Origin of the sequence: Roseburia inulinivorans DSM 16841, from assembly GCF_000174195.1 — a bacterium.
GTDB classification, from domain to species: domain Bacteria; phylum Bacillota; class Clostridia; order Lachnospirales; family Lachnospiraceae; genus Roseburia; species Roseburia inulinivorans.
Map to the genome: position 1 here is coordinate 1 of NZ_ACFY01000154.1, position 26,419 is coordinate 26,419.

25 protein-coding genes and 3 pseudogenes are annotated in these 26,419 nt (G+C 41.2%); 23 read left to right on the forward strand and 5 right to left on the reverse strand.

The window, feature by feature from the left end; genetic code table 11:
* Nucleotides 1-324: 324 nt before the first annotated feature.
* Nucleotides 325-1,164, reverse strand: a complete 840-nt coding sequence (locus ROSEINA2194_RS16005) for an AraC family transcriptional regulator (RefSeq protein WP_007889860.1) — start codon at nt 1,162-1,164, stop codon at nt 325-327.
* Nucleotides 1,165-1,422: 258 nt separating this feature from the next.
* On the opposite strand from ROSEINA2194_RS16005, the gene galE reads away from it, so the two are divergent.
* The 3 genes from galE (at nt 1,423) to ROSEINA2194_RS16020 (ending at nt 5,635) form a co-directional block, all read left to right on the forward strand.
* Nucleotides 1,423-2,439, forward strand: a complete 1,017-nt coding sequence (gene galE, locus ROSEINA2194_RS16010) for a UDP-glucose 4-epimerase GalE (RefSeq protein WP_007889862.1) — start codon at nt 1,423-1,425, stop codon at nt 2,437-2,439.
* Between the two features lie 8 nt (nt 2,440-2,447).
* Nucleotides 2,448-4,250: an oligoendopeptidase F gene (pepF, locus tag ROSEINA2194_RS16015; RefSeq protein WP_007889863.1), complete on the forward strand. Its 1,803-nt coding sequence runs from the start codon at nt 2,448-2,450 to the stop codon at nt 4,248-4,250.
* Between the two features lie 479 nt (nt 4,251-4,729).
* On the forward strand, nt 4,730-5,635 hold the full coding sequence (locus ROSEINA2194_RS16020; RefSeq protein ID WP_007889864.1) for a hypothetical protein: 906 nt from the start codon (nt 4,730-4,732) through the stop codon (nt 5,633-5,635).
* A gap of 164 nt (nt 5,636-5,799) precedes the next feature.
* On the opposite strand, the gene ROSEINA2194_RS16025 is transcribed toward ROSEINA2194_RS16020, so the two are convergent.
* Complete coding sequence (locus tag ROSEINA2194_RS16025) at nt 5,800-6,234, reverse strand: hypothetical protein (protein ID WP_007889872.1); 435 nt, start codon at nt 6,232-6,234, stop codon at nt 5,800-5,802.
* A 201-nt stretch (nt 6,235-6,435) separates the two neighbouring features.
* Between ROSEINA2194_RS16025 and ROSEINA2194_RS16030 the strand changes: the two genes are divergently transcribed.
* The 9 genes and pseudogenes from ROSEINA2194_RS16030 (at nt 6,436) to ROSEINA2194_RS16070 (ending at nt 12,321) form a co-directional block, all read left to right on the forward strand.
* Nucleotides 6,436-7,314 carry a YicC/YloC family endoribonuclease gene (locus ROSEINA2194_RS16030; protein ID WP_007889881.1) on the forward strand — a complete coding sequence of 293 codons (879 nt, stop codon included), beginning with the start codon at nt 6,436-6,438 and terminating at the stop codon, nt 7,312-7,314.
* A gap of 10 nt (nt 7,315-7,324) precedes the next feature.
* Nucleotides 7,325-7,594, forward strand: a complete 270-nt coding sequence (locus tag ROSEINA2194_RS16035) for a DUF370 domain-containing protein (protein ID WP_007889882.1) — start codon at nt 7,325-7,327, stop codon at nt 7,592-7,594.
* Entirely contained in the window at nt 7,578-8,219 is a 642-nt protein-coding gene (gmk, locus tag ROSEINA2194_RS16040; protein WP_007889884.1) for a guanylate kinase, read from the forward strand. Before ROSEINA2194_RS16035 ends, gmk begins: the two co-directional genes overlap by 17 nt.
* A 113-nt stretch (nt 8,220-8,332) precedes the next feature.
* Nucleotides 8,333-8,578: a DNA-directed RNA polymerase subunit omega gene (gene rpoZ / locus ROSEINA2194_RS16045; protein ID WP_021922997.1), complete on the forward strand. Its 246-nt coding sequence runs from the start codon at nt 8,333-8,335 to the stop codon at nt 8,576-8,578.
* An 85-nt stretch (nt 8,579-8,663) separates the two neighbouring features.
* Entirely contained in the window at nt 8,664-9,989 is a 1,326-nt protein-coding gene (rimO, locus tag ROSEINA2194_RS16050) for a 30S ribosomal protein S12 methylthiotransferase RimO (RefSeq protein WP_007889888.1), read from the forward strand.
* Between the two features lie 22 nt (nt 9,990-10,011).
* Entirely contained in the window at nt 10,012-10,554 is a 543-nt protein-coding gene (gene pgsA / locus ROSEINA2194_RS16055; RefSeq protein ID WP_044928568.1) for a CDP-diacylglycerol--glycerol-3-phosphate 3-phosphatidyltransferase, read from the forward strand.
* 48 nt (nt 10,555-10,602) lie between these two features.
* Nucleotides 10,603-11,156: pseudogene (gene rsmD / locus ROSEINA2194_RS16060) on the forward strand (16S rRNA (guanine(966)-N(2))-methyltransferase RsmD).
* Nucleotides 11,157-11,214: 58 nt separating this feature from the next.
* On the forward strand, nt 11,215-11,700 hold the full coding sequence (gene coaD, locus ROSEINA2194_RS16065; protein WP_007889894.1) for a pantetheine-phosphate adenylyltransferase: 486 nt from the start codon (nt 11,215-11,217) through the stop codon (nt 11,698-11,700).
* Between the two features lie 12 nt (nt 11,701-11,712).
* Entirely contained in the window at nt 11,713-12,321 is a 609-nt protein-coding gene (locus ROSEINA2194_RS16070; RefSeq protein ID WP_007889896.1) for a hypothetical protein, read from the forward strand.
* Here ROSEINA2194_RS16070 and ROSEINA2194_RS16075 read toward each other — a convergent pair.
* Nucleotides 12,313-13,230 (reverse strand): nucleoside recognition domain-containing protein, encoded by a 918-nt coding sequence (locus ROSEINA2194_RS16075; RefSeq protein ID WP_007889899.1) that lies wholly within the window; start codon nt 13,228-13,230, stop codon nt 12,313-12,315. The two genes, ROSEINA2194_RS16070 and ROSEINA2194_RS16075, sit on opposite strands and share 9 nt — an antisense overlap.
* An 85-nt stretch (nt 13,231-13,315) precedes the next feature.
* Between ROSEINA2194_RS16075 and ROSEINA2194_RS16080 the strand changes: the two genes are divergently transcribed.
* The 4 genes from ROSEINA2194_RS16080 to ROSEINA2194_RS16095 all read left to right on the forward strand — a co-directional run bounded on the left by ROSEINA2194_RS16080 (nt 13,316) and on the right by ROSEINA2194_RS16095 (nt 18,077).
* Nucleotides 13,316-14,194 (forward strand): M23 family metallopeptidase, encoded by an 879-nt coding sequence (locus ROSEINA2194_RS16080; protein WP_227970678.1) that lies wholly within the window; start codon nt 13,316-13,318, stop codon nt 14,192-14,194.
* A gap of 111 nt (nt 14,195-14,305) precedes the next feature.
* Nucleotides 14,306-15,019, forward strand: a complete 714-nt coding sequence (locus ROSEINA2194_RS16085; protein WP_044928594.1) for a pseudouridine synthase — start codon at nt 14,306-14,308, stop codon at nt 15,017-15,019.
* Between the two features lie 63 nt (nt 15,020-15,082).
* The gene (locus ROSEINA2194_RS16090) at nt 15,083-17,074 is read left to right on the forward strand and encodes a YgiQ family radical SAM protein (protein ID WP_007889904.1); all 1,992 of its coding nucleotides are present in this window, start codon (nt 15,083-15,085) and stop codon (nt 17,072-17,074) included.
* A gap of 118 nt (nt 17,075-17,192) precedes the next feature.
* Nucleotides 17,193-18,077, forward strand: a complete 885-nt coding sequence (locus ROSEINA2194_RS16095) for an RluA family pseudouridine synthase (protein ID WP_007889906.1) — start codon at nt 17,193-17,195, stop codon at nt 18,075-18,077.
* On the opposite strand, the gene ROSEINA2194_RS16100 is transcribed toward ROSEINA2194_RS16095, so the two are convergent.
* Together ROSEINA2194_RS16100 and ROSEINA2194_RS16105 are read right to left on the reverse strand one after the other, a co-directional pair.
* The gene (locus ROSEINA2194_RS16100) at nt 18,066-18,677 is read right to left on the reverse strand and encodes a hypothetical protein (protein ID WP_044928571.1); all 612 of its coding nucleotides are present in this window, start codon (nt 18,675-18,677) and stop codon (nt 18,066-18,068) included. The genes ROSEINA2194_RS16095 and ROSEINA2194_RS16100 overlap by 12 nt on opposite strands.
* Nucleotides 18,678-18,731: 54 nt before the next feature.
* Entirely contained in the window at nt 18,732-19,103 is a 372-nt protein-coding gene (locus tag ROSEINA2194_RS16105) for a metal-dependent transcriptional regulator (protein ID WP_021922986.1), read from the reverse strand.
* 235 nt (nt 19,104-19,338) lie between these two features.
* Between ROSEINA2194_RS16105 and ROSEINA2194_RS23660 the strand changes: the two are divergent.
* The 7 genes and pseudogenes from ROSEINA2194_RS23660 to ROSEINA2194_RS16145 all read left to right on the forward strand — a co-directional run bounded on the left by ROSEINA2194_RS23660 (nt 19,339) and on the right by ROSEINA2194_RS16145 (nt 26,368).
* A pseudogene (locus ROSEINA2194_RS23660) lies at nt 19,339-19,873 on the forward strand (Holliday junction resolvase RecU).
* 137 nt (nt 19,874-20,010) lie between these two features.
* A complete protein-coding gene (gene hisZ, locus ROSEINA2194_RS16115; protein ID WP_007889911.1) occupies nt 20,011-21,201 on the forward strand; it encodes an ATP phosphoribosyltransferase regulatory subunit in 1,191 nt (396 codons plus the stop codon).
* A 3-nt stretch (nt 21,202-21,204) separates the two neighbouring features.
* Nucleotides 21,205-21,871: pseudogene (hisG, locus tag ROSEINA2194_RS23665) on the forward strand (ATP phosphoribosyltransferase).
* Complete coding sequence (hisD, locus tag ROSEINA2194_RS16130; RefSeq protein WP_007889918.1) at nt 21,868-23,160, forward strand: histidinol dehydrogenase; 1,293 nt, start codon at nt 21,868-21,870, stop codon at nt 23,158-23,160. The pseudogene hisG and the gene hisD overlap by 4 nt, the downstream one beginning before the upstream one ends.
* A gap of 208 nt (nt 23,161-23,368) precedes the next feature.
* On the forward strand, nt 23,369-23,956 hold the full coding sequence (hisB, locus tag ROSEINA2194_RS16135) for an imidazoleglycerol-phosphate dehydratase HisB (RefSeq protein ID WP_007889922.1): 588 nt from the start codon (nt 23,369-23,371) through the stop codon (nt 23,954-23,956).
* A gap of 106 nt (nt 23,957-24,062) precedes the next feature.
* On the forward strand, nt 24,063-25,346 hold the full coding sequence (gene hisIE, locus ROSEINA2194_RS20660; protein ID WP_070101653.1) for a bifunctional phosphoribosyl-AMP cyclohydrolase/phosphoribosyl-ATP diphosphatase HisIE: 1,284 nt from the start codon (nt 24,063-24,065) through the stop codon (nt 25,344-25,346).
* Nucleotides 25,307-26,368 carry an acyltransferase gene (locus ROSEINA2194_RS16145; RefSeq protein ID WP_007889926.1) on the forward strand — a complete coding sequence of 354 codons (1,062 nt, stop codon included), beginning with the start codon at nt 25,307-25,309 and terminating at the stop codon, nt 26,366-26,368. Before hisIE ends, ROSEINA2194_RS16145 begins: the two co-directional genes overlap by 40 nt.
* Nucleotides 26,369-26,419: the final 51 nt, after the last annotated feature.

The window sequence follows — 26,419 nt, forward strand, 5'->3', positions numbered from 1 at the left end:
TGTATTCAAAATTGACAAATTTATAAATATAGCATATAATAATTTCTAGCAAGAGAACCGAAAGCTAGTGGCACCTAGCCGTCGGTAAATATGAGTTAAAAAGATAACGCCTTAGTTTACCAGACTGGGGGCGTTATTTTTTGTGTCGTAAAATTGTGACAACAAGAGTAATAACAGCACAAAGCATAATTACGAAAGTGAAAAGATCACTGTATGTAACCATTGGCACCAACCTCCTTTAAGTATCCGGCGGTAAGTACCTCGCCCCTTCAGTTCCCTTAGCCAAAAGTATATCATAAATTATAATATTATAATAGATGTTATCTATGAAATATCCTGCTTATGCAGATTCCGAAACTCCGACGGCGACATTTCCTTCATTTTATGAAAGGTTTTTGAAAAATAGAGTCCATTGTCAAACCCGATCGAATTTGCAATTGCTGTAACAGAGAGATCCGAATGTTCCAGCAGATAGCACGCCTGTTTCATACGAAAATCCGTGAGGTATTCCTTTGGAGACTGACCAAGCACGGATTCAAAGGAGCGGAACAACTGGCTTCGGCTCAGTCCTACATAGGCGGAAATATCCTCCACCGTGATATGGTAAGAATAATTGGAAGAAATATATTCAATCCCTTTTTGCACATAGCTGTTAGCAGAGTTTTGCGTTGTGTTTGTCGTTGCTCCATGCATGAAGAGTGCAAGCATGGTATAGAGACGGCCGGTCATTTCCACGGCGTGTTCGAACTCATTTCCTCTGGCATCATAAATATGGAGGATCTGCCTGTGAATGGATTCCCCCAGTGGTGTATGCTCAATAACAGGTCTTTCTGTCGAAAAATCCGTTGCCTTTAAGATCATTGAGGCGTCACTTCCGGTAAAACCAACCCATGCATACTCCCACGGATCGGTTTCATCCGCAAAATACAATACTTCCGTGTTCGGATAGACGAGAAAAGAATCTCCTGTCTGCAGCGTGAAAGTTGTATTTTTGATTTTATAATATCCCTTTCCGGAAATGATATAATGAATCAGATAATGATCGCGGATTCCGGGACCCCACTGGTAGAGTGGATCGCATTTTTGGAATCCTACATTGTAGACTGACAGTGACACAAGTTCTTTTTCGGTCACTTTGTAGGAATTTTTATAATTTTGATTCATAAAAAAATTTACCTCCCTGCAGTAAGATGAAAATTATGACAATCGTAAATATTTATTCATAAAATAAAAAGATATTTTCTGTACCATAAGATGTTGTATTTATATGTATTATATAAAGCATGAAATGAACATGCAACATTTTTACATATAATTTACACATTTTAGTCTATACAATTTCTGCCGGGTGCGTTAATATGTATCCATAGGAAAAGTTAATGAAGCTTCGCAAAACAAGGAGAAAAAACAAGGAGGATTATTATGGCAATTTTAGTTACAGGAGGCGCCGGATATATCGGAAGCCACACATGTGTAGAATTACAGAATGCAGGATATGACGTAGTCGTATTAGATAACTTAAGCAACTCATCTGAGAAATCTTTAGACAGAGTAAAAGCAATCACGGGAAAAGACGTAAAATTTTATAAAGGAGATATTTTAGACAGAGATATCTTAAATAAGATTTTCGAAAACGAGCAGATTGACAGCTGCATCAACTTCGCCGGTCTGAAGGCAGTCGGCGAGTCTGTTGCAAAACCTTGGGAATATTACAATAACAATATTGCAGGTACTTTGACATTGGTTGACGTGATGAGACAGCATAACTGCAAAAACATTATTTTCTCATCCTCTGCAACGGTATACGGTGATCCGGCAGAGATCCCGATCACAGAGAACTGCCCTAAGGGACAGTGCACCAATCCATACGGCTGGACAAAATCTATGTTAGAGCAGATTTTAACAGATATCCAGAAAGCGGATCCGGAATGGAATGTCATTTTACTCCGTTATTTCAATCCAATCGGAGCGCATAAGAGCGGTACAATGGGAGAAAACCCAAATGGTATTCCAAACAACTTAATGCCATATGTAACACAGGTTGCAGTCGGCAAACTGAAAGAACTCGGCGTGTTCGGTAACGATTACGACACACCGGACGGAACAGGTGTGAGAGATTACATCCACGTAGTTGACCTTGCCATCGGTCATGTAAAAGCTTTAAAGAAAATTCAGGAAAATGCAGGACTTTGCATTTACAACCTCGGTACAGGACATGGTTACAGTGTATTGGATATCGTGAAAAACTTCGAGAAAGCAACCGGAGTGAAAATTCCTTATGTTATCAAACCAAGACGTCCGGGCGATATCGCAACCTGCTACTGTGATCCGACCAAAGCAAAAGAGGAGCTTGGCTGGGAAGCACAGTACGGTATCGAAGATATGTGTGCAGATTCGTGGAGATGGCAGAAAAATAATCCAAATGGTTACGAGGACTAATAAAAATCATGGCATCAGAGTTATTAAAAAGAAGTGAAGTAAAAGAGGCGGATACATGGAATGTAAAAGACATGTATCCGACCACTGAAGCGTGGGAAAATGAATTAAAAGTCATCACAGAGATCGTAGATAAAATTGCTTCGTATGAAGGAAGCGTTGCTGCGACCGCTGAAAATCTCCTGGCTGTTTTAGAGCATCTGGCAAGTGCAGGAGAAAAAATCGAGAAGGCATTCAACTATGCAGAACGTCTTTTTGACGAGGATCAGACCAACACCACACATCAGGCGATGTCCGCAAAAGTATATTCCCTTTATGCGGCAATGGGAAGCAAAACTGCGTTTGTAGACCCTGAGATCATTGCAGCGACGGATGAGACGTTAGAAGCATTTTACAAAGAATTGCCAGCACTGGAACTTTACAGAAAGCAGATTGCGGAAATCCGCAGAATGAAAGAACACTGCCTCTCAGCAGAGATGGAAAAGCTGCTTGCAATGACGGCTGAGATGAGCCAGACACCGGCAGATACGTTTTCCATTTTAAACAATGCTGACCTTGTATTCCCGGAGATTGAGGATGAAAACGGAGAGAAAGTCCGCATTACCCACGGTCGTTACGGACAATTTTTACAGTCTGCAGACAGACGTGTGCGCAAAGATGCTTTTGAGAATTTATATCAGACCTACAAACAGTTTCTGAATACATCTGCAAGCCTTTACTGCGGTAATGTAAAGCAGCAGGTATTTCACGCAAAAGCAAGAAAATACGCTTCCTCTCTGGAGTGTGCGGTTGATGCAAACAATGTTTCTTCGAGTGTTTATCACAATCTGATCGACACGGTGAACAAGAACCTTGACAAAATGCACCAGTATGTTTCCCTGCGTAAAAAGTGCCTCGGTGTCGAGGAACTTCATATGTATGACATTTATACACCGATGATCGCGGATGTTGCAAAGAAGATTTCTTTTGAAGAAGCAAAAGAAACCGTATTAAAGGCACTTGCACCGTTGGGCGAGGACTATGTCAATAAAGTAAAAGAAGGTTTTGAAAACCGCTGGATCGATGTCTATGAGAATCAGGGAAAGAGAAGCGGTGCATATTCTGCCGGAGCATATGGCTGTCATCCTTATGTATTGTTGAATTACAACGGTACACTGGATGATATGTTTACGCTGGCACATGAGATGGGACATGCAATGCATTCGAACTATTCCAACGAGGCGCAGCCTTATATTTATGCCGGATATAAAATTTTTGTGGCAGAGGTTGCATCTACCTGCAATGAGATTCTTCTGATGGAATATCTTTTGAAGAATACAACTGACAAAAAAGAGCGTGCATACCTTTTGAACCATTATCTTGACAGCTTCAAGGGAACTGTTTACCGTCAGACACAGTTTGCGGAATATGAAATGCTCACCAATAAAATGTATGAGGACGGAGAGAGCCTGACCGCAGATAATCTGAGCAGCGTATATCTGGAACTCAATAAAAAATATTACGGATCAGACATTATTTCTGATGATCAGATTGCATATGAATGGGCAAGAATCCCACATTTTTATTACAATTTCTATGTTTATCAGTATGCGACAAGCTATTGTGCAGCATTTTCTGTGGCGCATAAGATTTTGGAAGAAGGCACTCCTGCAGTAGAACGTTATAAAAAGTTCTTATCCGGTGGCTGCTCTATGGCTCCGGTCGAACTGCTTAAGATTGCAGGTGTCAATCTGGAAACACCGGCTCCGATCCAGGATGCATTAAACGCATTCGGTGAGATCATCAAAGAGATGGAAACACTGGTGGAAGACTAAACAATAGAATAGACAAAAAAGCTGCAGCCTTGACTTTATTTCGTCAAAGCTGCAGTTTTTTATATGGATCATACAAATATGTTCTGTCCTTTTTGTTTCAGCTGAACCAGAAAATAAATATAAATCACATCTGCCACAAAACAAATGAAGCCTGTAATGAATGTGTAAGCGTGGATACTGCCAGCTCCACACAGAATTGTTATAGGAAGTATCCAATATGAAATATCCCAGAGTTACACATTAAATTAAAAAATGTAAATTATAGTTGAAAAAGTAAAAATAACTGATATTATAATTAATAACCAATATATTAAAAATATAATTGTTATCAATTATTAAAAAAGTAGAAATCACTCATTACTAATATATGAAACTATATATAGGGAGATGACAAGTATGGAACTTCAGATAAATTGTATGCAAAGTCTATATAGAAAAATGGAAATGTCACAGAGAAAAATAAAGGATATTTTTCAATTATGTCTAATGAAACAGAAACTTCTTTAAATAGTCCTGCTCAGGAGAAAGTACAAAGAGGGTTTTCAATCCATGATGCATATTCAATTATGAAAAGTTCAGGTACAAAATTTAGTGTAGGAAATCTGGCAACCGTATCTGAGAATCTTGATAAAAGAGTAGATACAGAAAGATATTCCATAGAAAGTACCAGTGAAATAGCAGGATATTGGCAGATATATGATAAAACACTCAACCAAACGTTTGTATTGAATCCTGATACAACAACGCTGCAAACAGATACTAACACAAATAAAAATTATATTGTGTTCCAAAATGTATTTGGCGAACCAGAGAATGTTATGTATGCCGACAATGAGCTTGTGGGAGCCCTGAAACAGTTCCTAAACACAGACAGTATACCGACAACATCCTTAAATGAAAATTATGTAATTGATATCAATAAGTTTACAGGTATTGAGAGTTTAAAAGTTAAAGGGAATGAAGGTGCTGGTTCTTGGAACTTAATTTGTAATCAAGAACAAAAAGAAAAGCTGCAGGAGTTAGCAAATCTGTATAAAGAAAAATACCCTAATCTTGTAAAAACAGATGGTATGGCAATGGGATTTGCAGATGCCGAAGTTGCAGGGCAAGCTGTAAGAACAGAAAATGGAATTATGTTGATAGCCTGTAATGGATTAAACTATATGGATAATGTTGATCCATCAAAAAGTTGGCATATTATGTATTCGATAAATGATACAGATATGTATAAAAAAATCATGAATGCAATGACAGAAGGTTATATTATCGGAAAAGATATTGAGAATGTTTCAAAATGGGAAAAGTATTTTGAGGAAAAAGAATTGAGTTATGAGCGAATATTATCCGATGAAGAATTGGAATTATTGCAGATGAACAAAATTTAAAGTTATCTTATCGAGTTATTTATCATTTAAGGGCTTGTATGATTATAGGAAAGATAGAAGCGAAGAGAAAAGTGTTTAAAGGCTGTTAGGATTTTGGATTAGATAAAAAGGAAGCGAACGTATGAAATGATATTATGATACATTCGCTTCCCTTTTGATTTGCGTTATAAATATTCCCTCAAATCCTGCCGCAGCTTTTCTTCCAGCCGGATCAGATCATCGGTCAGTTTCATTGCAGCGTCATCAGCTGCCGCATACTGGTTTTCGTACCGGCAGAGCGTCTTAATGCCCATATTGCAGCCATCTACGATCAGGTCGGCGATGGTGGCGTCGCTGTCATCCATCATGACTTTGGCGTTGGTTTTCATCCATGACATGCCTTTTGCCAGCATGTTTGGCTCCTTTGTTTCATCCCCGCATTCAGCAAGGATCGCGTGGGTTTCGTCACCGAGTTTTTCGTGCTTTTCTTTGGATTTTTTCAAAATTTCATATAAGTTCTTGTCGGTTACTTTTTCCAGAATCTCATCAATGGAAAAAACAGCCATCTGTATGCCGGAATTACATTCGCGGAGCAGTTTTACGGTATCGCTATCGGACATGTTCGGTTCCTCCTGATTTTGCTTTGTATGAATGATTTTGATATCAATATTTACTCCTAGTATGACGTCTGCAACAAAAAATATACAGAAAATTCAAAAAACAGTCGATTTACGGAAAAATATTGACGAGCATGAACTTTCGCTTTATAATAAATTTATCTATGCATATAATCATTTTACGAGAAAGGGCATGGTTATTTTATGATAAAAAGCATGACCGGATTTGGTCGATGTGAAGTGACCGAAGGAAACCGTAAATATACGGTTGAGATGAAATCCGTAAATCACCGTTATCTGGATGTGAATATCAAGATGCCGAAGGCGTTGAATTTCTTTGAGAGCACGATCCGCAATCTGCTGAAAGAATATATGGAGCGCGGCAAGGTAGATCTGTATATCACATTCGAGGATTTTTCCGAAGATAATTTCTGTTTGAGATACAACGAAGAATTAGCCGGTGAATATTTAAAACACCTGACTGCAATGGCAGACAAGTTTGGATTAGACAATGATATCAAAGTCAGCACCTTATCCAGATACCCGGATGTTTTCACGATGGAACAGGTAGAGACAGACGAGAACGAACTCTGGGCAGGACTTGAGAAAGCGCTCCGCGGTGCGGCAGAACAGTTTGTGGAGAGCCGTATCAAAGAGGGAGAGCATTTGAAGCATGATCTCTGTGCAAAGCTTGACAATATGCTGACCTATGTTGATTTTATCGAGGAGCGTTCTCCGATCATTATGAAGGACTACAGGGAACGTCTTGAGAACAAAGTGAAAGAACTGCTGGAAGATAAACAGATTGATGACGCGAGAATTGCCACAGAGGTGACGATTTTTGCAGATAAGATCTGTGTGGATGAGGAGACTGTCCGCCTGAGAAGCCATATCAAAGCGACGAAAGACGCTTTGGAGGCTGGTGGAAGTATCGGACGTAAGTTAGATTTCATTGCGCAAGAGATGAACCGCGAAGCGAACACGATTCTTTCCAAGGCAAATGATCTGGAGATCTCAGATACCGGGATCAACCTGAAAACGGATATCGAAAAAGTCAGGGAACAGATCCAGAATATCGAATAGGAACAAGTTTATGGCAAAGTTAATGAATATCGGATTTGGCAATATGGTCAACACCGATAAGATCGTCAGCATTATCTCTTCGGATTCCGCACCGGCAAAGCGCATGATCTCCCGGGGAAAAGAGCAGGAGATTTTGATCGACGCGACGCAGGGAAGAAGAACCAAGAGCGTGATTTTTACTGAAAATAATAAAATAATATTGTCTGCATTGCAGCCGGAGACACTTGCCGGCCGGTTTAATGGCAATGCATCGGAGGGTGACTATGATACAAAAGAGTAAAGGAATTTTAATTGTACTTTCCGGCTTTTCCGGTTCTGGAAAAGGAACCATTATGAAAGAACTCATGAAGAAATATTCGGATCAGTATGCGCTGTCCATCTCTGCAACTACCCGATCTCCAAGACCGGGTGAGACAGACGGTGTGGAATATTTTTTCCGGACAAAAGAGCAGTTTGAGAAAATGATAGCCGATGATGAACTGATCGAGTATGCAAAATATGTCGACAACTACTACGGAACACCGAAGGCGTATGTAGAGGAACAGCTCGCTGCCGGAAAAGACGTTATTTTGGAGATTGAGATTCAGGGAGCCTTAAAAGTGAAAGAGAAGTTCCCAGACACACTGTTAATGTTTGTCACACCGCCAAGCGCAGAGGAGTTAAAGAGCCGTCTGGTTGGAAGAGGAACAGAGGAGATGAGTGTCATCGAATCAAGACTTTCCAGAGCAGTTGAGGAGGCGCAGGGAATTGAAGCTTACGATTATCTGATCGTAAACGATAAGCTCGATGCGTGTGTGGAAGAAGTACATTCCATCATCCACAATGAACATTTCCGTGTTTCCAGAAATTTGTCTGCAATTTCTGATATGAGACACCAGTTAACCGCTTTTTCGAAAAAAGATTAAAATAATGTTTGCAAAAACATGGAAAAAAGCTTACATTAGATATCGGAAATCAGATATCTTTGATAAAAATAAATGAAAGTGAATCAGCCGCAAGGCAGAAGAGAGGTAATATTATGATACATCCATCCTATGTTGAATTAATGAAAGTTGTAAATAACAATGTGGAATTTGGTGAGGAGCCAGTTGTTAACAGCCGTTATTCCCTTGTAATCGCTGCTGCAAAGAGAGCACGTCAGATTATCGCAGGAGATGAACCAATGGCAGACAAGATCACATGTCCAAAGCCATTATCCATTGCTGTAGAAGAACTTTACGAGGGCAAAGTAAAGATTATTCCAGACACAGAAGATGAGGAGTAAAGAAAACCCGTCAGGGCTGCCGCACTTTTGAACGCAATTGTGCGACAGCCCTTTTGCCATAATTAATGTAGAAAGAGAGAATCGAATGAAATTATTATTTGTATCCCTCGGATGCGACAAAAACTTAGTAGACACAGAATTTATGCTTGGAATGCTCCGTGATGACGGAATCGAGATCACGAATGATGAGACAGAGGCAGATATTATCATCGTCAACACCTGCTGCTTTATCAATGATGCCAAGGAAGAGAGTGTCAACACCATTTTAGAGATGGCAGAGTACAAAAAGACCGGTCCGTTAAAGGCTTTGATCGTAACCGGATGTCTTGCACAGCGCTACAAGGAAGAGATCAAGACCGAGATCCCGGAGGTGGATGCTATACTTGGAACCAATTCCTACGAGGATATCGTAAAAGCTGTACATGAGGCGCTTGGCGGTACTTTTTATGAGAATTTCAAAACATTGGAGGGACTGCCGTCTATCCATACAAAGCGAAGCGTGACAACCGGTGGTCATTTCGCATATTTAAAGATCGCAGAGGGCTGTAACAAACGCTGTACTTACTGTATCATTCCATATATCCGCGGCAATTACCGCAGTGTACCGATGGAAGATCTGATCGGCCAGGCAAAAGAGCTTGTTGCAAACGGCGCAAAAGAGCTGATTTTAGTTGCCCAGGAAACAACTCTTTACGGTATTGACCTCTACGGTGAAAAATCATTGCACAAATTGCTGGACGAATTAAATAAGATCAATGGTTTATTCTGGATCCGCATTATGTACTGTTATCCGGAAGAAATCTATGAAGACTTAATTGATTCCATGATCCGCAACGAGAAAGTCTGCCATTACCTTGATATCCCGATCCAGCATTCCAATGACACAATGTTAAAGCGCATGGGACGAAGAACAAGTCATGACGATCTGGTTCGTATCATCACACATTTGAGAGAGCGTATCCCGGATATCACATTGAGAACTACGTTGATCTGTGGTTTCCCTGGCGAGACACAGGAGATTCACGAGGAACTCATGCAGTTTATCAATGACATGGAGTTTGACCGGTTGGGAGCGTTCACCTACTCACCGGAGGAGGGAACTCCGGCTGCTGCCTTCGAAGATCAGGTGGATGAGGAACTGAAGAAGGACTGGCAGGCAGATGTCATGGAACTTCAGGAGGAAGTGATCTTTGATAAAAATGAAGAGATGAAGGGCAGAGAACTTTATGTGTTTATCGAAGGACAGGTAGAGGATGATAATGCCTATGTTGGAAGAACCTACCGGGATGCTCCGGATATCGATGGCTATATTTTCATCAACACGGACGAAACCCTTATGACCGGTGACATTGTTAAAGTAAAAGTCACAGGCGCTTACGAGTATGATTTAATTGGAGAAATCTGTCAGTAGATTTCAGAAAGAAGGAAAAACTATGAATTTACCTAACAAATTAACAACTTTTCGTGTGATTCTCATTCCATTTTTTGTATTTTTTATGCTTGCACCAAATATGACAGGCATCAATCATTACATTGCTGCTGCAATCTTTATTGTGGCAAGCCTTACCGATCTTCTGGATGGTAAAATTGCAAGAAAGTACAATCTTGTCACAAACTTTGGAAAGTTTATGGATCCGCTTGCAGACAAGCTTCTGGTGTGTTCTGCGATGATCTGCCTGATCCAGACCGGACAGCTTGCAGCATGGATCGTTGTCATTATTATTGCAAGAGAGTTTATCATCAGCGGATTCCGTCTGATCGCATCCGACAACGGAGTTGTCATTGCAGCAAGTTACTGGGGCAAATTTAAGACTACATTCCAGATGTTAATGGTGATCGTGCTTATTTTAAATGTCCAGATGCCGTTTTTCCAGATCCTTGGGAAGATCCTTACCTATGCTGCCCTGATCCTTACGGTTGTGTCACTTATTGATTACATTGTAAAGAACAAAGATGTTTTAAAAGAGCAGAACTAGATACGATAAAGCATGATAGATTTTCTGTAAATAAGGAGAAGCGAAAATATGAGAATTATTGCTGGTACAGCAAGAAGCCTGCCATTGAAAACGATCGAGGGCATGGACACAAGACCAACAACAGACCGTATCAAAGAAACGTTATTTAATATGCTCCAGAATGATGTGCCGGGCTGCTATTTCCTTGATCTGTTTGCAGGAAGCGGACAGATCGGTTTAGAGGCAGTGAGCCGTGGTGCGAGATATGCTGTTTTTGTGGAAAATAACAAAAAAGCATGCGCATGTATTGAGGACAATATCCATTTTACGAAGTTTGACAGGGAAACAAAATTGCTTCAGAGCGATGTCATTTCTGCTATCCGCAGCATGGAAGGAAAGTACAGGTTTGATGTCATTTTCATGGATCCTCCGTACAGGCACGAATATGAAAAAGAAGTGTTGGAATGTTTAAAAGATTCCTCTATTTTAAAAGAAGATACGCTGATCGTTGTCGAGGCATCATTAGATACTTCGTTTGATTATCTGAATGAGCTTGGCTTTACATTAAAAAATTAAAAACATATAAGACAAATGTTCACGCTTTTATCACAAAGGCAGAATAAATCATCATAAATCCTGTCAACGGATTTATGATTTGCAGTCTGGAAAGGCAGATACATTATGAAAAAGGCAATTTATCCTGGCAGCTTTGACCCGCTGACCTTAGGACATATTGATATTATCAAAAGAGCATCCGGTATCGTAGATGAACTCGTTGTCGGTGTGCTGAACAATAGTGCAAAAAACTCATTGTTTTCTCTGGATGAACGTGTTAGTATGATTGAAGAGATGACAAAAGATCTTCCAAATGTGTCTGTCACATCGTTTGACGGACTTTTGGTCGAGCATATGAAGCAGATTGGCGCTACCATTATTGTGCGTGGTCTGCGTGCAGTGACAGATTTTGAGTATGAATTGCAGATCGCACAGACGAACCATGTAGAGAGTCCGGAGGTGGAGACTATTTTTTTGACGGCAAGCCTTCAATATTCCTACTTAAGTTCCACGATCGTGAAAGAATTCGCATCCTATGGAGGCGATATTTCCAAGTTTGTTCCTGCGCAGTTTATAGACAGAATTTATGCAAAATATAACATATCGAAATAAGGAGTGTTTCCTATGGCAAGCAGAATCGAACAGATTATTGAAGAAATCGAAGAGTATATTGACGGTTGTAAATATCAGGCGTTATCCTCTTCAAAAATTATTGTGAACAAGGACGAGTTAGAAGAACTTTTAAATGAACTCCGTTCCAAAACACCGGAAGAGATCAAACGTTATCAGAAGATCATCAGCAACAAAGAGGCTATTTTAGCAGATGCACAGGCAAAGGCAGATGCGATCATTGCAAAAGCCCAGGTGAAAACGGACGAGCTTGTAAGTGAACATCAGATTATGCAACAGGCATATGCGCAGGCAAACGAAGTTGTTATGATCGCGACCAAGCAGGCACAGGAAATTTTAGATAATGCGACCAACGATGCAAACAATATCCGTATGGGCGCTATGCAGTATACAGATGATATTTTAAGAAATCTGGAGATATCAATCTCTCATGCAATGGATTCTGCAAAGGCAAGACATGAGAATTATATGTCATCACTGCAGGAGTTTTATGATGTTGTATCTTCCAACCGTGCAGAATTAAATCCGGCGGCAGAGGATGCTGTTTCAGACAACACAGAGAATCTGCCTAAGATTGACATTTCTTCTGATATGTTAAAATAAAAATACACTGACTGCGACAGCGAGCAGGAAAGTACATAGTGTGAGAAACAGTTTTACAAGACAGTATTTTTTCATGGACAGAGAGGTTCCTTTTACCATGGAAGATGTCTGGGCGATACCGCTTAATCCACCGAAGGCGGTGGCGGTCATTGCAAGGATATATTTGGTTTGAATACTCCAGTCTGTGTTGGTGAGACAGTTGATCCCGTTGGTGATTTCAAGAACGTTTTCCAACAGGATCAGGACAGGCTTTGGCAACGGAAGTTTTTCTACCAGTGAGATCAGGATTGAGAATAGCATGATATATCCACCGATCCTGACAAGTGTTTCGAAACCGTTCATAATGGCGGCATCTATGATCTTAAAAGTTATTTGAGATTGGGATGCCGTTTTTTTCTGCCTGTTTTCCTCTTTTTTTCTGTGCAATAATAACATACCGAGTATCAGTGCAGGGGTATATAGGATGAAAATACTGATTCCGAACATTCCTGTGAGCTGTAACTGCTGCAACAAAATATAACTTCCGATAAAAACCGGACTGATGTTATTGGTGATGTAAAATAAAATTTCAGCCTCTTTCGGATGAATTTTATTTGCCTTTAAAAGTTCGGCGCAGTTTTTGCTTCCCATTGGAAAGCCGAATAAAAAACCGCTGCACAAAATAAATACGCCTTCCCCGCTGACAGGCATAAAGAAACGGAAATATTTCGTCAGGTGCTTTGTGAGGGCATCCATGTAGCCAGAATGAATCAAAACATTGGATATTATGGCGAAGGGCAGAAGGGTGGGAAGCACTTTTTCATACCAGAGCATCAGACCATTTCTGGATGCGTTTACAGCATCTGCCGGATAAAGCAGGATATATGCAGTTAAAATAAGAATGGCAAAGCATATAAATTTCTTTTTCATAGTAAAATATATTGTTTTGAATTGTAAAAATGTAATTTGTTTGTAACTTTCGTAACATTTATCAGGAAAGAGTGGGGATGTGATTTTGCTGCAACAGAGATTTCTTCGTGATCTGTTACTTTTTATGCTGGTGGTTCTTATTAATGTATATCTTGGAATCTACATTGATAGTGAAGCGCTTAAGAAAAACTGTTTTCCTTATGAAACAGCGTTTGAAAATTTCCGAGATGAAGAAGTATCAGAAGAGGTAATAAATTCTTTTCTGTATGATTCGGAACCTATGGAAGAGAGTGATATTACGGAACAGAAAATCAAATCTGTAAAATATGCAGACTTCGCAAAGCTCAGTGAATACCTTGCAATGTACTTCGCCTTAAATAATACCTGTTCGGATTCTGATTTATTAGAAGAAAATATTTCTTTTGTGAAAGAACATCAGCCGGAAAAATTTGAACGGATCCAAAGCAAGATTGAAGCGATGTGGACGGATGCGGTTTTGTTTCCGGTAGGAGCAATTGAAAATGAACCCGGAGCAACCGTGGACTTTGCAAATTCATGGCGACAGAGCAGAACCTTTGGAGGAGACCGGTTCCATGAAGGCTGTGATATTATGGCGTCTGTGAACCAGCGTGGTATTTATCCGATTTACAGCGTATCGGATGGGGTTGTGGAAAATATCGGATGGCTGCGGCTTGGCGGTTACCGCATTGGAATCCGGAGCAGGCATGGCGCTTATTTTTATTATGCACATCTCTCGGATTATGCAAAAGATTTCCAGATCGGAGAAGAAGTGAAAGCAGGAACTCTGATTGGCTTTATGGGAGATACCGGGTATAGCGATACTCCTGGTACAACCGGAAATTTTCCGGTGCATCTTCATTTTGGAGTGTATTTTGATGATGAATCCGGAAAGGAGTTTAGTGTGAACCCTTTCCCCCTGCTCCGCTATTTAAAATCATTGTAATAGAAAGCAGACCTATGCTAAAATAATTTTATACATTTTATGAAATTTGGAATGATCGATCAGGAAAATGCCACATCATTACAGACAATAGAAAAAGGAAAGAACGAACTTATGCGCTTGGATAAATTTTTAACAGAGATGGGTCTTGGTACCCGCTCAGAAGTAAAGAAGATTTTGAAAACAAAACAGATCACAGTCAATGGAGAGATCGTTACAAAACCGGAAACAAAGGTTGCACCGGAAAACGACCAGATATCTTATAAAGGTGAACCGGTCACTTACTGTGAATACGAATATTATCTTTTTTATAAACCGGCAGGGTGTGTGACTGCAACGGAAGATCAGCTGCATAAGACGGTTATGGATTACCTGACCGATACGGTGCGCTCTGATTTATTTCCGGTAGGACGGCTGGACATTGATACGGAAGGTCTGCTTCTGATCACAAATGATGGGGCTTTGGCACATGATCTGTTAAGCCCCGCAAAACATGTAGAAAAGACATACTATGCAGTTATCGATGGCGTAGTTACAGAAAAAGATGTCAACAGCTTTGAAAACGGGGTTGACATTGGAGAGGAAAAGCTGACAAAACCCGGCAAATTACGCATCCTAAAAAGTGAACCAGAATCAGAAATTGAGTTAACAATTACAGAAGGCAGATTCCATCAGGTGAAACGAATGTTTGAGGCAGTCGGAAAGAAGGTTTTATATTTAAAACGTATTTCCATGGGGCCATTGCAGCTTACCGATGATTTAAAGCCGGGAGAATATCGCCCGCTCACAGAGGAAGAGATTACTGCATTGAAAATTGTGAATAAATAAGTTATAATATTAAGGTTGCTATTTTGCAGAAAATTTTATTTTTAGATAGAAAGGTTATCACAAATGAGTCATGGATTTTTACCGATCAGTAAAGAAGATATGAAAGAAGCTGGCATCGAACAGCTTGACTTTGTATATATCTGTGGAGACGCTTACGTAGATCATCCATCTTTTGGACATGCCATTATTTCACGAATTTTGGAGGCTCATGGCTATAAAGTCGGGATCATTGCCCAGCCGGACTGGAAAGACAGAGAATCCATTAACCGGTTAGGCGAACCACGGCTCGGCTTTCTTGTTTCAGCCGGAAATATGGACTCTATGGTCAATCATTATTCCGTTTCCAAGAAAAGAAGAACCACGGATGCATTTACACCGGGCGGTGTGATGGGAAAAAGACCGGATTATGCCACGATTGTATATTGTAATCTGATTCGACAGACCTATAAACATAAGCCAATCATCATTGGTGGAATCGAGGCAAGCTTGCGTCGTCTGGCACATTATGATTACTGGTCAAATAAGTTAAAACGTTCCATTCTGCTCGATTCCGGTGCAGATCTTATCTCCTATGGAATGGGTGAACACAGTATCGTTGAGATTGCGGACGCTTTAGACAGCGGTCTGGATATTAAGGACATCACCTTCATTGATGGAACTGTTTATAAGACGAGAGACCGTGAGAGCATTTACGATGCAATCGAGCTGCCACATTTTGAGGCTTTAAAAGCAGATAAATTAGAGTATGCAAAGAGTTTTTACATACAGTACAGCAATACCGATCCTTTTTCCGGAAAACGGTTGTTCGAGACTTACGATGAAAAGCTGTTTGTCGTACAGAACCCACCGGCAAAACCATTGACACAGTCGGAGATGGATTCCGTTTACGCACTTCCTTATATGAGAGATTATCATCCTTCTTATAAAGAACTTGGCGGAGTTCCGGCGATTGAAGAAGTGAAATTCTCACTGATCAGCAACCGTGGCTGCTATGGTGGCTGCAGTTTCTGCGCGCTGACTTTCCATCAGGGAAGAATTATCCAGACGAGAAGCCACGAATCTATTTTAGCGGAGGCAAACAAGATCATCTGGGATCCTGACTTTAAAGGTTATATCCATGATGTAGGTGGTCCGACTGCGAATTTCCGTGCGCCGGCGTGCGACAAGCAAATGACAAAAGGTGCCTGTCCGCATAAGCAGTGTCTTTTCCCGAAGCCTTGCCAAAATTTGAAAGTGGATCATTCCGATTATCTGAAACTGCTCCGGAAACTGCGGGAGCTTCCAAATGTGAAGAAAGTATTCATCCGTTCGGGTATCCGTTTCGATTATCTGATTTATGATAATGACCGCACTTTTCTGCGGGAACTGTGTGAGCACCATGTCAGTGGACAGTTAAAGGTTGCACCGGAACACATTTCCGACGCAGTTTTAGAGAAAATGGGCAAGCCGGGTGTGGATGTCTATAACCGGTTTGTAAAAGCCTATAAAGATATGAATGAAAAGATTGGTAAAAAGCAGTATCTGGTTCCATATCTGATGTCCTCCCACCCTGGTTCCACCTTGAAGGAGGCAGTGGAGCTTGCAGAATTTTTGAGGGATCTGGGATATATGCCGGAGCAGGTGCAGGATTTTTATCCAACCCCTTCCACGATCTCAACCTGTATGTATTACACAGGTGTTGATCCGAGAAATATGCAGCCAATCTATGTCGCGGTCAATCCGCATGAGAAGGCAATGCAGCGCGCATTGATCCAGTACCGGAATCCGAAGAATTACGATCTTGTCTATGAGGCACTGGTAAAAGCAGGAAGGACAGATCTGATCGGATTTGATAAGAAATGTCTGATCCGTCCAAGACAGGGTGAGTATCAAAACCATGGGGAACGCAATATGCGCCATGATGGAAAAAAGGGCAGGACAGATCAGAAACCTGCAAAGAAAAAGACTATCCGGAATGTGCATAACAAGAAAGCCTCTGGAACGAACATGAATAAATCTGCAAAGAACCGTGCGGATCACAGCAATCCTCAAAGATCTGTCAGAAAGAAAAAATAAGAAAGCGAACCTGACTTTATATGAAACAGTTTACGATCAGCCCCAACGAATCCGGGCAGCGTTTTGACAAATATTTAAAAAATTATTGAGCAATGCATCCGGCAGTTTTGTATACAAGATGCTGCGCAAAAAGAATATCACCTTAAATGACCGCAAAGCAGATGGAACAGAAAAATTAAATGCGGGAGACCTTGTAAAATTATTTTTGTCCGATGAAACTTTTGAAAAATTTTCCGGTAAAGATGAGACAAATTCCGGCTACATGAAGTTAAAGTCCATTGATTCAGGCAGACTTCAGGTTGTTTATGAAGATGATGATGTGATCATTATTAACAAACCATCCGGGATGCTTTCACAGAAGGCGGTTCCGGAGGATATTTCGGCAAATGAATATATTCTTTCTTATTTGATCCGAAAAGGTGCCTTAAGTGAGGAGCAGTTCAAAACATTTAAACCATCCATCTGCAACCGCTTAGACCGGAACACATCCGGGCTTTTGATCGCAGGAAAAACGTTAAAGGGACTTCAGACAATGGCGGAAGCGTTAAAAAAACGTACTGTCCAGAAATATTACCGTTGTATTGTAAAAGGAGAGCTGCGCGAAAAAACGCATTTGAAAGGCTACCTGTCCAAAGATGAACAGAACAATAAGGTGAAAGTTGTTTCCCATATCCGCCCGGAGGAAAAAGCAGATTATCTGCCAATTGAAACGGAATACCGCCCGGTGGCAGTTTCGAATGGATATACGGAACTTGAAGTCCATCTTATTACCGGCCGATCCCACCAGATCCGTGCACATCTTGCGTCCATCGGTCATCCGATCGTCGGGGATGGGAAATATGGTGATCTGAGAACGAACGAACGTTTCCGTAAAGAGGTTCATGTTCGTTCTCAACTGCTTCATGCTTACCGTATTGTATTGGAAGACGGAAGAGAAGTGATCGCACCGTCCGGCAGGGAATTTGAGGATGCATGGGACTATATACAGACATCATCCTTTTAATTCCAGAGTTGGAGCGGCATCGATAATATCCTGCAATGGTGTCCATGACATCAGATCGCCGGAATTATCGGAGCCGCTGTCATCGTCTGCTTTTCGTTCAAATCCATTGTCACCGTTGTGCTTCCGCTGTTTTTTTACCTCCTCCGGTGTGTCCGGAAGTCTGTGGTAAGCAGAAGAGTGGTGAAATTCTTTGGAAATCTCATTGAAAGCTGCAACCAGACATTCTTTATCCGGATCATCGTCCGGGATTCCATTTAAAGCTGCGGCAATATAGCTGTCTGCCTCCTGCTTGGATTTTGCATGTTTTAACTGGTTTTCAAGCATTTCAGCCATTTTCTGAATGCGGAGTGCATGCTGATATTCATCCGGATAATTCATCCGCAGAAATTCCATCTCCTGTGCCGTCAGTTTTTTGCCGTGCTTTAATTTGTTTACAATATGCTGCAGTTTCTGCTGCTTTTTATCTTCCGTGTCCGCATTGTTCGTGCCCTGCGTGACTTTTTGCATATACTGTAAAAGTGCGTTATCAGCCGTTGGAACATTTTTTGACAGTAAGGAAGAATGATTGTTCTCTGTGAGAATGTTCAGATTTATTTGCATAAGAATGACCTCCCCGATTCTTTGCATTGTATATCGGCACATTCTAACGTTTTTTTACTTGGAAACACTGTTTATGTGACGTTTGATCGCTTCAAAACTTTCGGCGCTGACATCATGTTCAATCTTACATGCATCTTCTGCTGCAATGCGGGGATCAACCCCCAGCATGACAAGCCAGCTTGAAAGAGTGGTATGGCGTTCATAAATCTTCTCAGCGACTTCACGTCCGGATTCTGTAAGGTGAATATATCCTTCAGGGCTTACGGTAATAAAGCCATTTTCCCGGAGATTCTTCATTGCTACGCTGACGCTTGGTTTTTTGAAATTCATCTCATTTGCAATGTCAATGGAACGAACATTTCCCAGCCTATGATTCAGCACCAGAATGGTCTCCAGATAATTTTCAACTGATTCATTCATTACCATAAAAATAATACCTCCCACAAAACTTCTGTATTTATCAATGTATGATTCTTTGATAAATGTATATAAAATAATCATATCATACAACCCATTTTTTTACAAATCGGAATTGAATATTTAATAAAAATTTATCATTCGGGATATAAGAAAACAGCGTGCAATGTTTTCATTTTTCTGGCGTGTCATGCAAAAGTTATGATATAATCATGAAAAGAAGCGAAGAAGGCAGGAAATAGAAATGGCAACGTGGAATTCACGTGGTTTAAGAGGTTCTACTTTAGAGGAATTTATCAACCGCACCAACGAAAAATATTTAGAAAACGGACTGGCTTTGATCCAGAAAGTCCCGACTCCAATCACTCCCATTAATATTGATAAGGCAACCAGACATATTACGCTGGCGTATTTTGACCAGAAGAGTACCGTCGATTACATTGGCGCAGTGCAGGGGATCCCGGTCTGTTTTGACGCAAAAGAATGCAACACAGACACTTTCCCGCTTCAGAATATACATGAGCATCAGGTAGTCTTTATGGAGAACTTTGAAAAACAGATGGGCATTGCCTTTTTTTTGATCTAGTTTTACTGCAAGAGATGAATTTTATTATCTGCGGTTTGCAAAACTGCTGGAATTTTGGAACCGGGCAAAAGAGGGTGGCAGAAAAAGCTTCCGCTATGAAGAACTGGAGCCTGATTTTTTTCTCCGGAAGAGCAGAGGCGTCCTTGTTCCATATCTGGATGCGATGCAAAAAGATTTGGCAATGAGGGATTGACAAGCAGATATTCTTTTCATATAATAAATCAAGCAGTTTCATTTGCTACCACATTAGCATACTAAAGTGTACAAAATGAAACCTGTGAACGGATCATCCGCATGGGATGAGCATAAGGGAAAGGTATTAGATTCATTATGAAAAAACAATTATTACATACACCGGAGGGTGTGCGTGACATTTATAACGAGGAATGTGAGAAAAAGCTATTACTCCAGTCGGATTTACTTGGCATCTTAAAGGGTTACGGATATCATCCGATCCAGACGCCGACCTTTGAATTTTTTGATATTTTCGGGAAGGAGATCGGAACCACTCCCTCGAAAGAATTATATAAGTTTTTTGACAGAGAGGGCAATACGCTTGTCTTAAGACCGGATATGACACCGTCCATCGCAAGAGCGGCTGCAAAATATTTTATGGATGAGGATATGCCGATCCGTCTCTGCTATATGGGAAATACATTTATCAATAACAGCAGTTATCAGGGCAGATTAAAAGAGAGTACACAGCTTGGTGCAGAGCTGATCGGGGACAGCACCGTGGATGCGGATGCTGAGATTTTATCGATGACGGTAGAATGTCTGCAAAAGGCAGGACTTAAGGATTTCCAGTTAAGTGTCGGTCATGCGGATTTCTTTCAGGGACTTGTGGAAGCTGCCGGGATCAGCGAGGAGGACGAGGAAGAACTGCGTGAACTGCTCGCCAACAAGAATTTTTTTGGTGTGGAGGAATTTGCGGAGACCTTAAACCTGAAGGCAGAGTTAAACGAGCTGTTCCATATGCTCGGCAGTCTGAATGTGGACCTAAACGACCTGAAGCGTGCGAAAGAAGCGGCTGCTTCTTACCCTAGGATTTTAGCGGCGATCCATAATTTAGAAGAACTTCATAAAGTACTTGAAGTCTATGGGATTCAAAAGTATATTTCCTTTGAACTTGGTATTATCAGCAGTTATCAGTATTATACCGGTATTATTTTTTCCGGTTATACATTCGGAAGCGGAGAACCGATCGTAAAGGGAGGACGTTACGATAAACTTCTGACCTATTATGGAAAGACTTCCGCATCCATCGGATTTGCGATTGTCATTGACCAGTTAATGGCGGCATTATCCAGACAGAAAATCAATATCACCATAGAAACGAACGGTGAACTGATCGTGTATACAAAGGCAGCTCAGGCGAAAGCCATTTTAAGTGCAAAAGAAAAGCGTGCGGCCGGGACTCCGGTCGAGACGATTTTAAAGGACGACACGAAAACAAACGAAGATTACCAAAACTATGCAAAGCGTAATCGTATCAGGACAGTTACTTTTATGGAGGATTAGAAAATGGAAGATATGAGATACTTGACCTTTGCATTGGGAAAGGGAAGACTCGCAAAAAAAACACTGGAATTATTCGAACAGATCGGTATTACCTGTGAGGAGATGAAAGATAAGGACACAAGAAAACTTATTTTTGTCAACGAGGAACTAAAACTTCGTTTTTCCTTGCAAAAGGACCTGATGTTCCTACGTATGTAGAATATGGTGCGGCTGATATCGGAATCGTTGGAAAAGACACCATATTAGAAGAAGGACGTAATATTTATGAAGTTCTTGATCTTGGATTTGGAAAATGCAGGATGTGCATCTGTGGACCAAAAGAAGCGCATGATCTGTTACAGCACCACGAACTGATCCGTGTGGCAACCAAGTACCCACACATTGCAAAAGACTATTTTTACAATAAAAACATCAGACCGTAGAGATCATTAAGTTAAACGGCTCCATCGAACTGGCACCGATCGTCGGACTGTCCGAGGTGATCTGCGATATCGTAGAGACCGGCTCCACACTCCGGGAAAACGGATTGACAGTGTTAGAGGAAGTGTGTCCGCTCTCTGCCCGCATGGTAGTAAATCAGGTGAGCATGAAGATGGAAAATGAGCGGATCACAAAACTGATCTCTGATCTGAAGAATGTGATCAATACAGAAAGGAATGCAGTCCAATGAGAATTTTAAAACTGACAAAAGAAACACAGAATAATATATTGGAGAATTTATTAAAAAGAAGCCCGAACTCTTACGGCGAATTTGAGAGCCGCGTCAATGACATTATCCAGAATGTCAGGGAAAAACGTGATGAGGCGGTTTTTGAGTACACATTAAAATTTGATGGTGCCACCATCGATCAGGACAATATCCGCGTGACGGAAGAAGAGATCAAAGAAGCTTATGAGCAGGTAGACCCAAAGCTTTTAGATGTCATCCGCAAGGCACTTGTCAACATCCGTGACTATCATACAAAACAGAAACAGTACTCCTGGTTTGATTCCGATGAATCCGGTATCATATTAGGCCAGAAAGTGACACCGTTAAAAACTGTGGGTGTGTATGTGCCGGGTGGAAAAGCAGTTTATCCGTCCTCTGTACTGATGAATGTCATTCCTGCAAAAGTGGCAGGGGTTTCCAATATCATTATGACGACGCCATGTGGCAAAGATGGAAAGGTTTATCCATCTACATTAGTAGCTGCCAAAGAGGCGGGAGTCGATGCGATTTATAAAGTCGGTGGTGCACAGGCAATCGCAGCCCTTGCCTTTGGAACGGAGAGCATCCCGAAAGTTGACAAGATCGTAGGACCGGGAAATATCTACGTTGCCCTTGCCAAAAAAGCCGTGTTTGGTTATGTCAGCATTGATTCCATCGCAGGTCCAAGTGAGATCATGGTACTTGCCGATGAGACGGCAAATCCACGTTTTGTAGCGGCAGATTTACTGTCACAGGCAGAACATGATGAGATGGCATCCGCCATCCTGGTGACAACCAGTGAGGCATTGGCGGAGCAGGTTTCAGTGGAAGTTGATAAATTTGTTGAGGTTCTTTCCAGAAAAGAGATCATCCGGAAATCCCTTGATAACTATGGATATATCCTTGTGGCAGACACGATGCAGGATGCGATTGACACCGTCAATGAGATTGCATCGGAACACTTAGAGCTTGTGACAAAAAATCCATTTGAGACAATGACAAAAATCCGTAACGCAGGGGCAATTTTTATCGGAGAGTATTCCAGCGAACCACTCGGTGATTATTTTGCAGGTCCAAACCATGTCCTTCCGACCAACGGAACCGCAAAATTCTTCTCACCGCTCAGCGTGGATGATTTCATTAAGAAATCAAGCATTATCTCTTATTCCAGAGAAGCGTTAGAGCCTGTATACAAAGATATCGTGCAGTTTGCAGAATGTGAAAAACTTACTGCACATGCAAATTCCATCCGGGTACGGTTTGAAGATTAATTGTATCTATTCAGCACCCATTCGCAAAACCGCTCTTTCAGAGCTTTCCTTTTGCTCATGTGGTTACTTCGCCAAAGAAATTTTCAAAATTATGCTCATTCATGCAAGCATGATTCGCAAATTTATGAAAATTGCCTTGGCTCTGAATAGATACAAAGAATTAATAATTACTTAAGTTGAAAAAAGAAGCAGAAAGGTTTAAAATAAAATGGCACGTACAGCAGATTATGTTCGTAAAACCAAAGAGACAGATATATCATTACATTTGAATTTAGACGGTACCGGCAGTTCCTCTATCCATACAGGGATCGGTTTTTTTGACCACATGTTAGACGGATTTGCAAGACATGGCCTGTTTGACCTGAAAGTCAATGTTGCCGGAGATCTTGCAGTGGACTGTCATCATACAATTGAAGATACAGGTATTGTTCTGGGCAATGCCATTAAGGAGGCCGTTGGTGACAAGAAGGGAATCCGGCGCTACGGAAGCTGTATTCTGCCGATGGATGAAACGCTTGTCCTGTGCGCAGTGGATCTTTCCGGAAGACCTTATCTTGTGTTCGATGGAGAATTTACGACCGACCGCGTGGGATATATGGATACGGAGATGGTAAAAGAATTTTTCTATGCCATTTCTTATACCGCAGGAATGAATCTGCATATCAGGGTGCTTTCCGGCGGAAACAACCACCATATGATCGAGGCGATGTTCAAGGCTTTTGCAAAGGCACTGGATCAGGCAACGGTCATTGACACGAGGATCACGGATATCCTTTCTACCAAAGGAAGTCTGTAGTTGACAATTCACATGTATCACGTGCAAAATATGATTAGAAAAGAAGCGGTCTGACGTATCAAAAATATGTGCAGACCGTTTTGTATGGAAAGGTATGAATATTAATATGGAACACAAAAATATCGTGGCAACAATTTACTTAAAGGACGGGAAAGCGATCAAAGCCAGAGACAATTACGAGGAATATCCGGATGTCATTGAACTTGCAAAACTCTATAATGACAGTGGCATTGATAAAATCATGATTTTTGACCTGTCCACAACAGATGAAGAGCATGAGCGCAACATACAGGTTATCCGCAACATTAACCGTAATATTGAAATCAAAGTATGTGCAGGCGGTAACATTAACCGTATGGAGGACATTAAGAAGTTCATCTATGCCGGATGTCTTCAAGTGATCGTCAACGGCTCCAAACCGGAGAGTATGGCACTGGCTGCAGAGGCAAGCAAGCGTTTCGGGAAAGACCGTATTCTTGTTTCCGTGACGAATGTGGATTTTATCTTCAAACATCAGGATGAAATGGCTGATACATTCCATGAAGTGCTGATCTTAAATAAAGCAGTGTTAGATGCAGTGGAAGGAATGACCGATGTTCCTCATGTTGTCTACTTAAACGATGCTGATTATGATGAGGTTTTATCAATCTTATCCCGCAAAAATGTCCGCGGAATTGCAGGTTCTTTAATTAATAATCCAAAAACAGATATTATGGAGATGAAATCCCAGTTGTCTGCCTCCGGTATTAAGATGGATAACTTCGAGCCAAACTTAAAGTGGAGTGACTTAAAGAAAAATTCTGACGGCATGGTTCCGGTCATTGTGCAGGATTACCGTACGGATGAAGTGTTAATGCTGGCTTACATGAATGAGGAAGCTTTTGACACAACGATTAACATCGGAAAAATGACATACTACAGCAGAAGCCGGAATGAGCTTTGGACAAAAGGTCTTACTTCCGGTCATATCCAGTATGTCAAATCCCTGACAGCAGACTGTGATTATGATACCATTCTTGCAAAAGTTTCCCAGATTGGTGCAGCCTGCCACACCGGAAACCAGAGTTGTTTTTTCAATGAGATTGTGAAAAAAGAATACGTTGAAAAAAATCCGCAGAAGGTGTTGGGGGATGTCTACAATATTATTTTAGACCGCAGGGAAAATCCGAAGGAAGGCTCCTACACAAACCTTTTATTGGAAAAAGGTCTGGATAACATCCTCAAAAAAGTTGGAGAGGAAAACACTGAAATCATTATTGCAGCGAAAAACACTGACCACGAGCATTTGAAATATGAAATCTCTGATTACATTTACCATCTCATGGTCTTAATGGCAGAGAAGGATATCACATGGGAAGAGATCACACAGGAACTTTCACAGAGAAAATAAAACGACAGGTTTATCTCGACAAACTGCGGGTACTTGCCACGGTTCTCGTGATCGCTGTCCACACAGTCTCACTCGGTTCCACGCTTGTTCCGGAACGGAGTGCGGTGTGGTATGGATTTGAGATCAGCAATTACCTGTTTTTGTGCTGCAACCTGCTTTTTATCATGATAAGCGGAGCCCTTCTTTTACCGGTGAAAGACGAATCCGCCGGGCAGTTTTACCGGAAACGGTTTTTGAAAGTGCTTCTTCCAATGGTGATCTATTATATTTTATATGTGTGTGCCAAAGAAGGTTTCGTCTGGCTTCGCCCAGATCACTGGGGAGCCATGTTAAAACGTATTCTGCTCGGTGCACCGGAGGAAGCGCCGCATTTCTGGCTGATTTATGTGATCATCTGGTTATATGTGCTGACACCGTTTTTACGCTATGTGGTGCAGCATATTCCGGATTCTGTTTTAAGCGGGCTTGTGGTTGTGATTCTGATTTTCCAGATCCTTGGAACTTACTGGGATACGCTTTATTATAATTCCATTGCTTCCGGAATCCTCGGTTCTTTTGCCGGTGTTTTTATATTGGGATATTATCTGACAAGAGAGCAGTGGCGCAGAAAGTACTTCATTTATGGAGCGGGAATCCTTTCTGTCTGTCTGGCAGTCCGTCATATCTTCAGTGGGGCACAATATCATCGTTATTTATTTAACAATGCGCCGCTTATGGTATTTTATACGATGGCTGTTTTTCTTTTCGTGAGACAGATTTATGTGAAAGCAGAGACGGAACATTTTTTTACAAAGCTGATCAGCCGCTACAGTTTCGGGATCCTTTTGATCCACTGGGGCGTGCTTCATTATCTGGTCAAACAGATTTTTCATGTCAGCCCGACAGATTTCGGAGTGATCGGTGGTTCGCTGCTCATGATCGTGCTCACCTTATTTTTTTCACTGATAGGTGCAATGGTTCTCGATCGAACGCTGATCCACTGGTGTCTGTTGCTTATTGCATGGATAGAAAAAAAGTTCTAATGAGATACAAGACTTCATATGATTTCAATGAGAAATCTATGGAGTCTTATT